Below are 15381 nucleotides of genomic sequence, written 5' to 3' on the forward strand. Positions count from 1 at the left end.
GTGTTCCTTCAGGCAGGCGAGGTAATCTTCAGATAATAAAACGATTTCGGGCCAATAAAAAAGGGGCGCGGCATTACTGCCGCGCCCCTCATGAGCAATTACTTGCTCTTTTTCAGGTGGCTCATCAGGCGCTTGCGCTTACGCATCTGGGTCGGCGTCAGCAGGTTGCGTTTGCCGGCGAACGGGTTGTCACCCTCTTTGAACTGGATGCGGATCGGCGTCCCCATCACGTTCAGCGAGCGGCGGAAGTAGTTCATCAGATAGCGCTTGTACGAATCGGCCAGATCGCTGACCTGGTTGCCGTGGATCACCACGATCGGCGGGTTATAACCGCCGGCGTGGGCATATTTCAGCTTCACGCGGCGGCCGCGCACCAACGGCGGCTGGTGATCGTCAACCGCCATCTGCATGATTTTGGTCAGCATCGAGGTGTTTACGCGGCGGGTTGCGCACTCGTACGCTTCCTGTACCGATTCGAACAGGTTGCCGACACCGCTGCCGTGCAGGGCGGAAATAAAGTGCACGCGCGCGAAGTCGACGAAGCCCAGACGCAGGTCGAGCATCTCTTTCACGTGCTCGCGATCTTCTTCGCTCATGCCGTCCCACTTGTTGACCGCAATCACCAGTGAGCGCCCACTGTTGAGGATAAAGCCGAGCAGCGAGAGATCCTGATCGGAGATGCCTTCACGCGCGTCGATCACCAGCAGCACCACGTTGGCGTCTTCAATCGCCTGCAGGGTCTTGATCACCGAGAACTTCTCGACGGTTTCAGTCACCTTGCCGCGTTTACGCACCCCGGCGGTGTCGATCAGCACATATTCGCGTTCGTCGCGCACCATCGGAATGTAGATGCTGTCGCGGGTGGTGCCCGGCATGTCATACACCACCACGCGCTCCTCGCCGAGGATGCGGTTAGTCAGCGTAGACTTACCGACGTTCGGGCGGCCGACGATCGCCAGTTTGATCGGCAGATCCTGCGGGTTGAACGCTTCTTCCGGCTCTTCGTCTTCTTCGCCTTCCAGCGTTTCACCGTTTTGCTCGGCCCAGTAAGCGGCATTGGCCTCTTCCTCGGTCAGCTCGACGTCTTCCGGTTTTTCCGGCACGAACGGCACCAGCACGTGTTCAATCAGCTGGGTCACGCCACGGCCGTGAGAAGCGGCGATAGCGAACACTTCACCCAGGCCGAGCGAGTAGAAATCGGCGGTGGCGGTGTCCGGGTCCAGGCCGTCGGTCTTGTTGGCCACCAGGAAGGTCGCCTTTTGGCGGCTGCGCAGGTGCTGGGCGATGCCCTGATCCGCCGGCATCAGGCCGGCGCGGGCGTCGACCATGAACAGCACGATGTCCGCTTCTTCGATCGCCAGCAGCGACTGACCGGCCATGCGCGTTTCGACGCCGTCTTCGGTGCCGTCGATACCGCCGGTATCGACGATGATGAATTCATTGCCTTCGATTTCAGCACGACCATACTTGCGGTCACGCGTCAGCCCCGGGAAATCCGCCACCAGCGCATCACGCGTATGGGTTAAACGGTTGAACAAGGTGGATTTACCCACATTCGGGCGCCCGACCAGCGCGACGACAGGTATCATTGTTGAAGCCTCATTACTTAATAATCAATGCGTTACTGCACTGTGGATAGACACCAGCGGTGCAGCTTATAAAATACGAAACGGCCCCTGAACATTCAGGAGCCGTTTTCCCCTTCATCTTTCGCGCCACAGCGGCGTTGTCTGCGCACCTTCGCCTCGGTCACTTAGCTCACTAAGCTCCCGAGGACTCATGCGCTTGCCGCCTGGCTGCAACCCGAAATCTTTCGGGCGCAAGAAGGGTCACGACGAGCGGCGTTAGCGGGTGAAAGCGTAAACTTTCCCACCGCGAGCCTGGATGACCAGCTTGTCGCCGGCCACCATCGGCGCAGACAGGAAGCCGGAGCTGTCCACTTCCTGCTGGGCGACAAAACGGCCATCGGTGGTGTTGATCCAGTGCAGATAGCCTTCGGCGTCACCGGTCACCAGATAGCCATTATACATCACCGGCGGCGTCAGGTTGCGGTGCAGCAGATCGCTCTGCGTCCACACGGTCACGCCGCCTTCGGTGCTGAGCGCGACGACGCGATCGTTTTGGTCGATCAGGTAGATGCGGCCCGCGTCGACGATGAAATCGTTCACCGAACCCAGCTCGCGTTTCCAGATGATCTGGCCGGAACGCAGATCCAGCGCCGTCAGGTTGCCGTTGTAGCCCAGCGCGTAGACCACGCCGTCAACGATCACCGGCGTGGTGTCCACGTCGTTCAGGCGATCGATTTCGGTCGCGCCGCTCGGCTGAGAAATGCGCTGTTGCCAGATCAGTTGACCCTGCTGCATCAGCACGGCGCTGACGCGGCCGTTGTCACCGCCGACGATGGCGGCGCCAAAGGCGACGGCCGGCGCGGATTCACCGCGCAGCGACAGCGAAGGCATGTCCAGGTTAACCGTCCATTTCACCGCGCCGTCGGCCTCGTTCAGCGCCTGCAGCATGCCGTTGGAGGTGTGCACCAACACCATGCCGTCGCTGACAACCGGACGGGAGATCGCTTCGCCGGCCACTTTGGTCTGCCAGGCGATGGCGCCGTCGGCGGTGTTCAATGCGTAAACCACCGCTTTTTCGCTGCCGACGTAAACCTTGTCACCCGCGACCGTCAGGCCGCCCGACAGCAGCGCAGACAGGTTGCTGGAGAAGAAACCGGTCTTCTCCGAGAGATTGACCTTCCACTTCTCGTTGCCGCTGTCGGCGTCCATCGCTTTCACGATGCCGAAGCGATCGGCGGCGTAAATGGTGCTGTCCTGATAGGCCGGACGCAGGTGGGAGTAATACTCACCGATACCGTCGCCCACCGAGGTGCTCCACGCCTTGTTCGGCGTAAACTGATTTTCAACTTTCGGCAACGGCGACATGGTAACCACGTCTTCTTCGCTGTTAAACAGCGAGCAACCACTCAGCAAGGCAGCGGAAACCAGTCCGACCAAGAGTGTTTTACGCAATTGCATGGGAATTCCCCTTAGCTGGACAAGTTATTCAATTTCATGCGCAGCAGAACCTGCAGCGCCTGAGAAGCGTTGGACTCAATGCCTTTGCTGTAAGCTTCGCGCGCGCCCTTGGCGTCGCCCTTGGCCAGCAGCACATCGCCGCGCACATCCTGCATCATCGCCGCCCAGCCTTCGCCTTTCACGCCATCCAGCGTTTTCAGCGCTTCATCCAGCTTTTTCTCCTGCAGCTGGACGCGCGCCAGACGCAGGTCGATCATCGCCAACAGGTTGTCGTCTTTGGTCTGGCCCTGCGCCAGCGCCAGTTGTTGTTCCGCCTTGGCGAAATCATTCTGTTCGACAAAGTGCTTGGCCAACTGCAGCGCGGCCAATACGCCGTAGCTGTTGCTGTTAGCCTGGACAAATTTCTCCGCGGCAGCCACGTCATCGGGCTTGCCGGCCGCCAGCCGATCGCTGGCTTCCTGATAGGATTGCGATGCCGCCATCATGTTGGAGTTTTCATGGCTCTGCCAGTAACGCCAGCCAACCAGGGCACCAATTCCGAGCACCACGCCCACCGCCAGCGCTTTGCCGTTCTCGGCAAAGAACCGACGCAGTGCGTCGACTTGTTCGTTTTCAGTGGTATAGACTTCCACGGTGTCCTTCTCCTTAACCTAACATCAAAGCCAGACGCGCAGCGACTTCGCTTTGCGCCAGCGTTTCTTGTTCACCACTGCGCAGGTCTTTCACCACCACCTGCTGCGCCGCCACTTCGCTCTCACCCAGGATCAGCGCGATACGCGCGCCCCATTTGTCCGCACGGGTGATCTGCTTCTTGAAGTTGCCGCCGCCGTAATTGGTCATCAGCTTCAGCTGCGGCGCCGCATCGCGCACCTGTTCAGCCAGCTGCATCGCCGCGCTCTGGGTGCCCGCGCCGGAAGAGATGACGTACACGTCGATAGCCGACGGCGCCTTGAATTCCGGGTTAACCGCCTGCACCAGCAACACCAGGCGCTCGAGGCCCATGGCGAAACCGACCGCCGGGGTGGCACGGCCGCCCAATTGCTCGACCAAGCCGTCGTAACGGCCGCCCGCACAGACGGTGCCCTGCGCGCCCAGGCTGGTGGTCACCCACTCAAACACGGTGCGGTTGTAGTAATCCAGACCGCGCACCAGGCGCTCGTTAACGGTATATGGGATACCTGCCTGCGCCAAAAGTTCACACAGACCGGCGAAGTGAGCACGGGATTCTTCGTCCAGGTACTCGGACAGGCGCGGCGCGTCGTTCAACAGCGCCTGCACCTCAGGATTCTTGGAGTCCAGCACGCGCAGCGGGTTGCTGTACATGCGGCGTTTACAGTCTTCGTCCAGCACCTCGACGTGCTGCTCCAGGAACGCCACCAGCGCGTCGCGGTAGTTGGCGCGCGCTTCCAGCGAACCGATCGAGTTCAGCTCCAGCTTGACGTGCTCGGCGATGCCCAGCGCTTTCCACCAGCGGGCGGTCAGCAGGATCAACTCAGCGTCGATATCCGGGCCTTGCAGGCCGAACACTTCCGCGCCCAGCTGATGGAACTGGCGATAGCGGCCCTTCTGCGGGCGCTCGTAGCGGAACATCGGGCCGATGTACCACAGACGCTGTTCCTGATTGTACAGCAGACCATGTTCGATGCCGGCGCGCACGCAGCCGGCCGTCCCTTCCGGACGCAGCGTCAGGCTTTCGCCGTTGCGGTCTTCGAAGGTATACATCTCTTTTTCCACGACGTCGGTCACTTCGCCGATCGCGCGTTTGAATAACGGGGTCTGCTCTACAATCGGCAACCGGATTTCGCTGTAACCGTAGCCGCCCAGCACCTGCTTGAGGGTGCCTTCAATACGCTGCCATAATGCCGTTTCTTCCGGCAGGTAGTCGTTCATGCCGCGAATGGCTTGAATGTTCTTTGCCACGTGAGTTCTCTGTCCGTTGTCTGTAAAAATGAACCCGATTATAGGGACTTTGCCGCCCGGTATTCAACGCGGATGCGGTTTTCTGCCCTTCAGGCTCATAAACAAGCGGGCCAACTGGCCCGCCGTGTAGCGATAACGCTTATTTTTCCAGCAGGTTGACCGTGATGCGGTTGCTTTCGTCCATCATCGCGGCCTTGGCGCGAATTTTCGCTTCCAGCTGGTCGATCATCTGTTCGTTGTCGAAACGCTCTTTCTGGCGCACGCCGTCTTCATAGAAGCCGCTCTTCTTGTGGCCGCCGGTCACGCCCATGGTGGACACCAGCGCTTCGCCCGGGCCATTCACCACGCAACCGATGATCGAGACGTCCATCGGCGTGATGATGTCTTCCAGGCGCTGCTCCAGCGCGTTCACCGTGCCAATCACATCGAACTCCTGACGCGAACAGGTCGGGCAGGCGATGAAGTTGATGCCGCGCGCGCGGATGCGCAGCGACTTCAGAATGTCGAAACCGACCTTCACTTCTTCAACCGGATCCGCCGCCAGCGAGATGCGCAGGGTATCGCCGATGCCTTCAGACAGCAGCATGCCCAGGCCGATGGCCGATTTGACCGCCCCGCTGCGCGCGCCGCCGGCTTCGGTGATGCCCAGATGCAGCGGCTGATCGATGCGCGACGCCAGCAAGCGATAGGATTGCACCGCCAGGAACACGTCCGACGCCTTGACGCTGACCTTGAACTGGTCGAAGTTGAGACGATCGAGGATGTCCACGTGGCGCATGGCGGATTCCAACAGCGCTTCCGGCGTAGGTTCGCCGTACTTTTCCTGCAGGTCTTTCTCCAGCGAGCCGCCGTTGACGCCGATGCGAATCGGGATGTTCTTGTCGCGGGCGCAGTCCACCACCGAGCGAATGCGCGATTCGTTGCCGATGTTGCCCGGGTTGATGCGCAGGCAGTCTACGCCATATTCGGCAACCTGCAGCGCGATGCGATAATCGAAGTGGATATCGGCGACCAGCGGCACGTTGACCTGCTGCTTGATCAGTTTGAACGCCTCGGCGGCGTCCATGGTAGGAACCGAAACGCGGACGATGTCGACGCCCACGCGCTCCAGCGCTTTGATCTGATTAACCGTTGCTTCAACATCGGTGGTACGGGTGTTGGTCATCGACTGCACGGCAATCGGCGCGCCATCACCAATAGGCACCTTGCCGACGTAAATGCGTGTAGATTTTCGACGGTTGATGGGCGCTTGGTTATGCATTACTTACTCTCCATTGCTGCTCTGACATCACGACCAGCCGCGCGATTACTGCGCGGCGACGGTCAGGCGAGCAACACGGTTTGACTTAACGAACCGGCTTAAATCAACCGGTTTACCCTGATACTGGATCTGAACTGCCGCCGGCGCGCCGATGGTCAGTTTATACGGCGCAGTGCCGGTCAGGTTCAGCTTGCCACCTTGCTTCTGGGTGCCGCTGAACAGCGTTTTACCGCTCGCGTCGGTCACCTGCAGCCAGCAGTCGGCGGAGAAATCCATCACCAGCGCGTTCGGATCGGCCGCCGGCGCAGCCACGCCCGCATCGGCGGTCGGCAACGGCGCTTGTGCCGCCGGCGCGGTTTCCGGCAGGGTTGTCTGGCTTGGCGACACCACGGCAGGCTGCTGCTGGGCCGCGCTCGGCGCCTGGGCGGTCGCCGCAGGCGTCTGAGCCGCTGCGCCGGTATCAGCCGGCGTAGCGCTGTTGTCGACCAACGGCACGTTGGTGCCGGCGTCGGCATTGCCGTCGGTCAGCGGCACGGACTGCCCTTCGTTATTCTGTGAAAGCTGCGCCGAGGATTGATCGGCCATGGTGGCGATCTCTTCCTGCTGCGCCTTGTGGTTTTGCCACCACCAAGCGCCGGTCAGGCCGATCACCACGAACACGATAAGCCAGGTGAAGCTCATCAGCCAGCCGTCGCGTTTCTTGCGGCGCTTGCCCAGCGAGAAGCTTTGCATCGGCGCCACTTTCGCCATCTTCAACGGCGCCTGCTTGGCCAGCATCGGCAGCAGTTCGTCTTCCGGCAAATGCACCAGCTTGGCGTAGGAACGGATGTAGCCGCGCACGAAGGTGGACGCGAGGTCAGCAGACACGCTGTCTTCCTCGATATCGCGCACGGTGGACATTTTGAGACACAGGCGTTCTGCAACGGTCTGTTGGCTCAGCCCGAGTTGCTCACGGGCCTGACGCAGGCGCTGGCCCGTCGTCATGGATACGGTTTTATCTTGGGAGGCTTCAGTATTCATTAGCTAAGAACTGCTGGTACTGTTTGGATTGTGGAAAACTTCGCGCTAGCTGCTTGCCATAGCGTTGAACGCTATCCTGGCGGCCGGCTGACGCGGCGAAACGAATCTGTAACCATAAGCTGCTGGCGCTGGCCGGCAGAACATGCTGATAAACATCCAATAAAAGTTGCGACTGGGCGCGCTTCCCTTCTCCAAATTGCTTTTCGGCCTCCGCCAACAGCGGAGTGCCTTTGTCCGGATCGACTTTTAGCGCGCGGCTCAACAGCGTGCGCGCCTCATCGTTTTGTCCGGCCTTGAGAAAACAGTAACCTGCGTTTTCCAGGCTGTCGGCGACCTGGCCATAATCGGGCACCAGCGCCGCAGCGCTAAACTGCTGTTGCGCCGGTACATACTGCCCTAAACCGCAAAGAAACGCACCGTAATTATTCAATACGGTGCCATTGCCCGGCGCAAGTTTGAGCGCTTGCCGATAACGCTGTTCGGCCTCGGTGTTTTCACCGTTCCGCTGCGCGTAGAGCGCCATGCCCAACTGCGTGCGGTAATCCTGTGGGGCCGCGTCCAGCGCCTTTTCCAGGTTCTGGCGCGCGGCGTCCATGTCGCCTTGCTGCAGGTACTCCAGGCCCAGTTGCAACCGCGTCTGGCCCGCCTCAGAGACTTGTGCTTCCTTTTCCGGCGCTGAACCGGAACACCCGGCCAACAACCCGGCCGCCAGCCACATACCCCACAGTTTCAGCTTCATGCCCGCATTCATTTCCTTATCGGCCGTCAGCTAACGCCCGCCAGCGACATGCTTGCGCATAACAGGCTGTTAGATAACAAAAAATGGTGCTATAGGATTCAGACCGCCCGTACGTTGATAGGTTCCCCGGCCATTTTCTTCTTCAGGGTACGCTTGGTACGGTCGATCACTTCACCCGCCAGTTGCCCGCAGGCGGCGTCGATATCGTCACCACGGGTTTTACGAACAATAGTCGTAAAGCCGTATTCCATCAACACCTTGGAGAAACGATCCACCCGGCTGTTGGAGCTGCGGCCGTAGGGGGCGCCCGGGAACGGGTTCCATGGGATCAGGTTAATCTTGCACGGCGTGTCTTTCAGCACTTCCGCCAGCTGATGCGCATCGTCGGTGCTGTCGTTGATATGATCCAACATCACGTACTCGACGGTCACGCGGCCCTGGTTGGCGTTGGATTTCTCCAGATAGCGACGCACTGCGGACAGGAAGGTCTCGATGTTGTATTTGCGGTTGATCGGCACGATCTCATCGCGGATGGTGTCGTTCGGCGCGTGCAGCGAAATCGCCAGCGCCACGTCGATCATGTCGCCCAGCTTGTCCAGCGCTGGCACTACGCCAGAAGTAGACAGGGTCACGCGGCGTTTGGACAGGCCAAAGCCGAAGTCGTCCAGCATGATTTCCATCGCCGGCACCACGTTGTTCAAGTTGAGCAGCGGCTCGCCCATGCCCATCATCACCACGTTGGTGATCGGACGTTGGCCGGTCACCTTCAGCGCGCCGATGATTTTCGCCGCGCGCCACACCTGGCCAATGATTTCCGACACGCGCAGGTTGCGGTTGAAGCCCTGCTGCGCCGTCGAACAGAATTTGCACTCCAGCGCGCAGCCTACCTGCGAGGAGACGCACAGCGTCGCGCGGTCGGCTTCCGGGATGTACACGGTTTCGACCTGCTGATCGCCGACTTTAATCGCCCACTTGATGGTGCCGTCGGCCGAACGCTGTTCTTCCGCCACTTCCGGCGCGCGGATTTCCGCCACGCGCTGCAGCTTGCCGCGCAGGACTTTGTTGATGTCGGTCATCTGCTCGAAATCGTCGCAGCAGTAGTGGTAAATCCACTTCATCACCTGATCGGCGCGGAACGGCTTCTCGCCCATTTCGGCGAAGAACTCGCGCATTTGCTGGCGGTTCAGATCCAGCAGGTTGATTTTGGCCGCAGCCGGTTGCTCCACGTTAACGGAGGGGGTAGTCAGCGAATTATTTTCAGACACGGTGTGCTCGGACGTGATGGGTTCTAACATAATGATCTCTGGCCTCGTTATTACACGTTATGGCGCTAAAGAATGGAAAGTAAGTTGTGCATTTCAGCCCGCGAGATTCGGGTGGCGGCACTAAAAACACGCCCCTGACAAGTCGTCTTATCAGGGGCGCGGCATTGTACAAATTTTAGTAGCGGGTTTCTATGGCTGAAAGGCATTCAGGGCATTTTTATTGTTTCAGCCGGTGAATGCCTGGCTATCAGCTCAGAAACGCGCGATTAACGTGCGCAGATTTCGCTTTCGTTGAAGAAGTAAGCGATTTCGCGCTGTGCGGATTCAACGGAGTCGGAACCGTGAACGGCGTTAGCGGTGAAGCTGTCCGCGTAGTCGGCGCGCAGGGTGCCGGCCAGTGCGTTGTCCGGGTTGGTTGCGCCCATGATGTCGCGGTTGCGCTGCACGGCGTTTTCAGATTCCAGAACCTGCACCATGATTGGGCCAGAGGTCATGAACTCAACCAGACCGTCGAAGAATGGACGGCCTTTGTGCTCAGCGTAGAAGCCTTCAGCTTGTTCGCGAGTCAGACGCAGCATTTTAGCGGCGATGATTTTGAAACCGGCGCGCTCGAAACGCGCGTAGATAGCGCCGATGTCGTTGTTGGCTACAGCGTTTGGTTTAACGATGGAAAAGGTACGTTCTACGGTCATGATGGCCTCTGTATGACTTCCAAAACAGGCCGGTCTGCAATGTTGCCGGCCTTCTCAAGTGGCGCAGATTATATGTGCGCCGTTAACGCTTGCCTACGGGAAAATCAACATTTCATTAAAAAAATATGATCTTCATGGGGCATTTTCGACCACGCGGCGGCGCTACTGGGTCTTGTCGGTAGACGGGATCAAATTGCGTAGCCAACTGCCCCAGCGGCGCTGATAAAACGGCTGCGTATGGGAGATCAGATAGTGGCTGATGCCGCGCTCGTTCTCCGACACCAGGCAGAAATCCACCGGTTCGTCGTTCGGCGCCGTTTCGCTGGCGACGCTGCCGGCCTCGTTGATCAGCGCCTCGATCTCCGCCGGCTCGGCGTCCACTTCCAGTCCGACCAGCAGATTCGGCTTCTCGTCCGCCGCCTGGTCATGCATCAGCGCCAGAAACGCGCGGCGCACCGGTTTGCGCTGGCTGAACAGCGTGGTCAACGCATCCACCATCGCCGACGGATATTCCTCGGGCTGCCCCAGCAGGATCTGGGTCTCTTTATCGACGTAATGCTCCACCGGTTTGACGACGCCGCCGGTCGCCAGCAGCATCGCCACCTCTTCCGGATAGAACTCTTTGCCGTACTCCGCCTTCGGGTTGAGGAACAGATCCGCGCCCAGGGTGATTTCGAACAGCACCCGCGCCGGCATGGCGATGAACGGCTGTTCGTCCTCAACGGCCTTCTGCAGTGCTTCCAGCGAGGTGAAGAACGGAATGATGCTGCCGCCGTCCTGCTTTTCCCAATGCTGGATATTGACCGGCGTATCCGCGTTCAGCGCGATGTCGCCGTCCTGCTGCACCTGCTCGCTGTCGCCGAGGATCAGCACCGTGGCCTCGAGCAGTTCACGGAAGAACGCCGGGCGGTGGGCCGGCTCCGTCACCGCCAGCTTCAGCAGGCGTTCAAGTTCGTTCTCGCTCGGGGCGGCATCGTGATGATGGGCACTCATGGCAAACTCCAGGATCAAATAGCGAGGCCCAGCATGCTGGGCCCCGAAGATAATGCGCATTCTAGCGCCCGATGCGGCGGGCGTTCAATTATTTGGCTTTGCTCAGCAGCAGGTTGGCCAGGGTACGCACGCCCAAACCGGTCGCGCCGGCCGACCACTGATCCACCGCGCCTTTGCGGTAGGTGGCGGAGCAGTCGATGTGCAGCCAGCCCTGTTGGTAATTCTTGACGAAGTGCGACAGGAAGGCCGCCGCGGTGCTGGCGCCGGCGGTGTAGGCCGGGCCGGCTACGTTGTTCAGCTCGGCGAAGTTGGACGGCAGCTGGCTACGGTGGAACTCGGCCAGGGGCAGACGCCAGAACGGCTCTTGCTCGGCGGCGGCGCTGCTCAACAGTTCCTGCGCCAGCGCATCGTCGAAGCTGAACAGGGCGTGGTAGTCGTTGCCCACTGCGGTTTTGGCCGCGCCGGTCAGGGTGGCGCAATCGATAATCAGCTGCGGATTCTGCTCAGAAGCGTCGATCAGGCCGTCGGCCAGCACCAGGCGCCCTTCCGCATCGGTGTTCATCACCTCAACGGTTTTGCCGTTGCGGTAGCGAATGATGTCACCCAGTTTGAAGGCGTTGCCGCTGACCATGTTGTCGGCGCAGCACAGGTACAGCTTCACGCGCTGCTTCAGGCCGCGCGCCGCCGCCAGCGCCAGGGCGCCGGTGATGGTGGCCGCACCGCCCATGTCAGCCTTCATCGAATCCATAAAGGCGCTCTGTTTCAGGCTATAACCGCCGGTATCGAAGGTGATGCCCTTGCCGACCAGGCAAGCGAACACCGGCGCGTCCGGGTTACCGGTCGGGTTGAAGTCCAGCGCCAGCAGCACCGGCGGGCGTTCGGAACCGCGGCCGACGGTGTGGATGCCAGCATAGTTCTGCTCGCGCAGATCTTCGCCCTTGGTGATACGGTAGCTGACGGCATCGCAGCCGACGTCGCACATCAAATCGACAGCGCGGGTCGCCAGTTGCTCCGGCCCCAGCTCTTCCGCCGGCATGTTGATGGTGTCACGCACCCAGTCGACGATCTTCAGGCGCTTATCCAGCTCCTGACGCGCGGCTTCCGGCAGTTCAGCCCATTCGACGTTGCGCTGCCCTTTCGGCCCGCGATAGCCTTGCCAGAACGCCCAGCTGTTTTCCAAATCCCAACCGTCGCCGGCCAGCTTGACGTTTTTGATGCCCTGGCCATCAATTTTGCGGCCCGCGCGCTGGATCGCGCCCAGCTTGTCGGCCCCGGTCAGGTGGATGGTCATCCCTTCGCCGTTGGTGCTCAGCAGCGCTTTCTCGCCCCAGCGGGCGTCGGCAGGTTGTTGCGACAGCGTGACCTGCATGAATTCTGTTGTCATAGCCTTCTTACTCCGGATTATTCTTTTATTAATCTTGTCGGATACAAAATAAACGGGCCGCCCATGGCAGCCCGTTACGCTATTTACTCCGCTTCATCTAACCAGACCAGCAGGATCGCTTCCAGTATTTTTTCGTTGGAAGCCTGCGGATCGTCGTCGAACTCTTCGAGATCGCAGATCCACTGATGCATGTCGGTAAAACGCACGGTTTTCGGATCGGTGTCCGGGTATTGGTCGTACAGGGCTTCGCCGATTTCACGGCTGTCGGTCCACTTCAGTCCCATTATGATCTCCGGGTTGACGCTGCGGCTAACAATTAATGCTCACGCGCGTGGTTGACGGTGTAGCGCGGCATTTCGACCACCAGATCTTCGTCGGCGACCAGCGCCTGGCAGCTCAGACGGCTTTCCGGCTCCAGCCCCCAGGCTTTGTCCAGCATGTCGTCTTCCAGCTCGCTGCTCTCTTCCAGCGAATCGAAGCCTTCACGCACGATGCAGTGGCAGGTGGTGCAGGCGCAGGATTTCTCGCAGGCGTGCTCGATTTCAATGCCGTTGCGCAGCGCAACGTTGAGGATCGACTCCCCTTTTTCGGCTTCCAGAACCGCCCCTTCCGGGCAAAGGTCTTGATGGGGCAGGAAAACAATTTTAGGCATGGTTAAACCTCATCCACAGAATGGCCAGCCAGCGCGCGGCGAATGGAAGCGTCCATGCGGCGCGCGGCAAAATCTTGCGTTTGTGCATCTAATGTTTTGATGGCGTCTTCGATAGCGGCGGGATCTTCACCCTGCGCCGCCTGCTGCAACGCCTGGGTCGCGGCGGCGATCGCCTGGCTTTCCGCCTCGCTCAGCAGCGCGGCGTCGGTGGCCAGCGCACCCTGCAGGCTTTCCAGCACCCGCGCGGCTTCCACGCGTTGCTCCGCCAGCTTGCGCGCGCCCACGTCGCTTTGCGCGTTGGCCATCGAATCCTTGATCATGCCGGCGATTTCGCTGTCCGACAGACCGTATGACGGCTTGACCTGGATCGAGGCTTCAACGCCGGTGGATTTCTCCATCGCGGTGACGCTCAGCAGACCATCGGCATCCACCTGGAAGGTGACGCGAATGTGCGCGCCCCCAGCAGGCAATGGCGGCAGGCCGCGCAGCGTGAAGCGCGCCAGCGAACGGCAATCCTGCACCAGCTCGCGCTCGCCCTGCAGCACGTGGATCATCATCGCGCTCTGGCCATCTTTAAAGGTGGTGAACTCCTGCGCGCGCGCCACCGGAATGGTGGTGTTGCGCGGGATCACTTTCTCCACCAGACCGCCCATGGTTTCCAGGCCCAGCGACAGCGGGATCACGTCCAGCAGCAGCATGTCGCTGTCCGGCTTGTTGCCCACCAGGATGTCGGCCTGGATCGCGGCGCCGATGGCGACCACTTTATCCGGATCGATCGACGTCAGCGGCGTGCGGCCGAAGAAGGCCCCCACCTGCTCACGCACCAGCGGCACGCGGGTGGAACCGCCGACCATCACCGCTTCCAGCACCTCGTCGGCGGCGACGCCGGCATCTTTCAGCGCGCGGCGGCAGGCCATCAACGTACGTTTCACCAGCGGAGCGATCAGCGCTTCGAACTGGGCGCGGGTCACCTCGCCCTGCCAGCCGGCTACCTCAACGCACACGCTGTCGGCATCGCTCAACGCGATTTTGGCGGCGATGGCGGCGTCCAGCAGTTGGCGCTGCACACCGTGATCGCTGCGATCGGCCACGCCGGCCTGCTCGCGCAGCCAGTCGGCCAGCAGGTGATCGAAATCGTCGCCGCCCAGCGCGGAATCGCCGCCGGTGGCCAGCACTTCGAACACGCCGCGGCTGAGGCGCAGAATGGAGATATCAAAGGTGCCACCGCCCAGATCGTAAACCGCGATCACCCCTTCCTGACCGGAATCCAGCCCGTAGGCAATCGCCGCCGCGGTCGGCTCATTCAGCAGGCGCAGGACGTGCAGGCCGGCCAGACGCGCCGCGTCTTTGGTGCCCTGGCGCTGCGCGTCGTCGAAGTAAGCGGGAACGGTAATCACGACGCCATCCAGCTCGCCTTCCAGCGCCGCTTGCGCGCGCGCGGACAGAGCCCGCAGGATATCGGCGGAGACGCCAACCGGGTTAACCGGGCCGGCGGCGGTGACGATCAGCGGCAGGCCGTTGTCGCTGGCCTGAAATTGATACGGCAGGTTCGGGTAACGTTGCTGCACGTCCGCCAACGAGCGACCCATCATGCGTTTGATGGAGCTGACGGTATTGGCCGGATCCTGCGCCGCCTGTTGGCGCGCATCCCAGCCGACGCGCTGCGCGTCCGCCTGATAATGCACCACCGAAGGCAGCAAATGGCGTCCCTGATCGTCGGCCAGCGTTTCCGCTTGCCCGCTGCGCACCGTGGCGACCAGCGAGTTGGTGGTGCCTAAGTCGATGCCGGCGGCCAGGCGTCGCTGGTGCGGCGCGGCGCTGAGGCCAGGCTCACTAATTTGTAATAAGGCCATGTTGAAGCTTCCACAATCAGAATCAGAAGGTGTTACTCAAAACCCAGCAGTTTTTCTTCGAGTTGTTCAACCTGTTGCTGGAGTTTGTCCAAAAAGCGCAGCTTGCGCACGGTGTCGGCGGCATCCGCCCACTGTTCACTGTCCAACTGCTGCAGCATCAGCGCGCTGCGCTGCTTGATGGAGGTGGCCAGCCGCGCGCCGAAATCGGCCAGCAGGCTTTCCGCCTCCGGCTTGCGCTCAATGGCGTCGAGCTCTTCGCGCAGCTCCAGCTGTTCCATCAGAAAGGCGGTGTCGCGCATCGTATGCTGTTCGTTGCCCAGATCGAAGCCGTGCAAAGATAGCATATACTCCGCGCGTTTTAACGGGTGCTTCAGCGACTGGTAGGCTTCGTTGATGGTCGCCGCCTGCTGCAACGCCATCAGGCGTTCGCGCTCCGGCTGGTTGGCGAAACGATCGGGGTGAAATTGGCGCTGCAGATCCTGGAAGCGGGACGCAAGCAGGCTGCCGTCCACGGTGTAGCGAACGGGCAGCCCGAATAAAGTAAAGTAATCCATAGCGTGCTCTGGGCGTTAGCGG

The 15381-nt window shown here is 60.7% G+C and carries 15 protein-coding genes; all 15 read right to left on the reverse strand.

The window, feature by feature from the left end:
- Positions 1 to 98: 98 nt before the first annotated feature.
- The 15 genes from der to hscB all read right to left on the reverse strand — a co-directional run bounded on the left by der (position 99) and on the right by hscB (position 15359).
- Complete coding sequence (gene der, locus ACJ8J5_RS19225; RefSeq protein WP_004941442.1) at positions 99 to 1589, reverse strand: ribosome biogenesis GTPase Der; 1491 nt, start codon at positions 1587 to 1589, stop codon at positions 99 to 101.
- 255 nt (positions 1590 to 1844) lie between these two features.
- A complete protein-coding gene (bamB, locus tag ACJ8J5_RS19230) occupies positions 1845 to 3026 on the reverse strand; it encodes an outer membrane protein assembly factor BamB (protein WP_060424928.1) in 1182 nt (393 codons plus the stop codon).
- A gap of 11 nt (positions 3027 to 3037) precedes the next feature.
- Entirely contained in the window at positions 3038 to 3658 is a 621-nt protein-coding gene (locus ACJ8J5_RS19235; protein WP_019452355.1) for a YfgM family protein, read from the reverse strand.
- Positions 3659 to 3671: 13 nt separating this feature from the next.
- Positions 3672 to 4946 (reverse strand): histidine--tRNA ligase, encoded by a 1275-nt coding sequence (gene hisS / locus ACJ8J5_RS19240; protein ID WP_025303909.1) that lies wholly within the window; start codon positions 4944 to 4946, stop codon positions 3672 to 3674.
- Positions 4947 to 5085: 139 nt separating this feature from the next.
- Positions 5086 to 6207, reverse strand: coding sequence for a flavodoxin-dependent (E)-4-hydroxy-3-methylbut-2-enyl-diphosphate synthase (gene ispG / locus ACJ8J5_RS19245; RefSeq protein ID WP_197826827.1), 1122 nt, complete (start codon positions 6205 to 6207; stop codon positions 5086 to 5088).
- A gap of 45 nt (positions 6208 to 6252) precedes the next feature.
- A complete protein-coding gene (gene rodZ, locus ACJ8J5_RS19250) occupies positions 6253 to 7227 on the reverse strand; it encodes a cytoskeleton protein RodZ (protein WP_025303910.1) in 975 nt (324 codons plus the stop codon).
- Entirely contained in the window at positions 7217 to 7966 is a 750-nt protein-coding gene (pilW, locus tag ACJ8J5_RS19255) for a type IV pilus biogenesis/stability protein PilW (protein WP_142591384.1), read from the reverse strand. The genes rodZ and pilW overlap by 11 nt, the downstream gene beginning before the upstream one ends.
- 98 nt (positions 7967 to 8064) lie before the next feature.
- Positions 8065 to 9261 (reverse strand): bifunctional tRNA (adenosine(37)-C2)-methyltransferase TrmG/ribosomal RNA large subunit methyltransferase RlmN, encoded by a 1197-nt coding sequence (locus ACJ8J5_RS19260; RefSeq protein WP_004941426.1) that lies wholly within the window; start codon positions 9259 to 9261, stop codon positions 8065 to 8067.
- Positions 9262 to 9497: 236 nt separating this feature from the next.
- A complete protein-coding gene (ndk, locus tag ACJ8J5_RS19265; protein ID WP_004941424.1) occupies positions 9498 to 9923 on the reverse strand; it encodes a nucleoside-diphosphate kinase in 426 nt (141 codons plus the stop codon).
- A gap of 162 nt (positions 9924 to 10085) precedes the next feature.
- Positions 10086 to 10916: an enhanced serine sensitivity protein SseB gene (gene sseB / locus ACJ8J5_RS19270; RefSeq protein ID WP_265536183.1), complete on the reverse strand. Its 831-nt coding sequence runs from the start codon at positions 10914 to 10916 to the stop codon at positions 10086 to 10088.
- An 88-nt stretch (positions 10917 to 11004) separates the two neighbouring features.
- Entirely contained in the window at positions 11005 to 12300 is a 1296-nt protein-coding gene (gene pepB / locus ACJ8J5_RS19275) for an aminopeptidase PepB (RefSeq protein ID WP_025303913.1), read from the reverse strand.
- 83 nt (positions 12301 to 12383) lie between these two features.
- On the reverse strand, positions 12384 to 12584 hold the full coding sequence (iscX, locus tag ACJ8J5_RS19280) for a Fe-S cluster assembly protein IscX (protein WP_006327336.1): 201 nt from the start codon (positions 12582 to 12584) through the stop codon (positions 12384 to 12386).
- 32 nt (positions 12585 to 12616) lie between these two features.
- A complete protein-coding gene (fdx, locus tag ACJ8J5_RS19285) occupies positions 12617 to 12952 on the reverse strand; it encodes an ISC system 2Fe-2S type ferredoxin (RefSeq protein WP_004941417.1) in 336 nt (111 codons plus the stop codon).
- A 2-nt stretch (positions 12953 to 12954) separates the two neighbouring features.
- The gene (gene hscA, locus ACJ8J5_RS19290) at positions 12955 to 14805 is read right to left on the reverse strand and encodes a Fe-S protein assembly chaperone HscA (protein WP_025303914.1); all 1851 of its coding nucleotides are present in this window, start codon (positions 14803 to 14805) and stop codon (positions 12955 to 12957) included.
- 32 nt (positions 14806 to 14837) lie between these two features.
- Entirely contained in the window at positions 14838 to 15359 is a 522-nt protein-coding gene (hscB, locus tag ACJ8J5_RS19295; protein WP_060439408.1) for a co-chaperone HscB, read from the reverse strand.
- Between the last annotated feature and the right edge of the window lie 22 nt (positions 15360 to 15381).

The organism is Serratia sp. CY43202 (assembly GCF_052168755.1).
In the GTDB taxonomy this organism is placed as follows: domain Bacteria; phylum Pseudomonadota; class Gammaproteobacteria; order Enterobacterales; family Enterobacteriaceae; genus Serratia; species Serratia bockelmannii.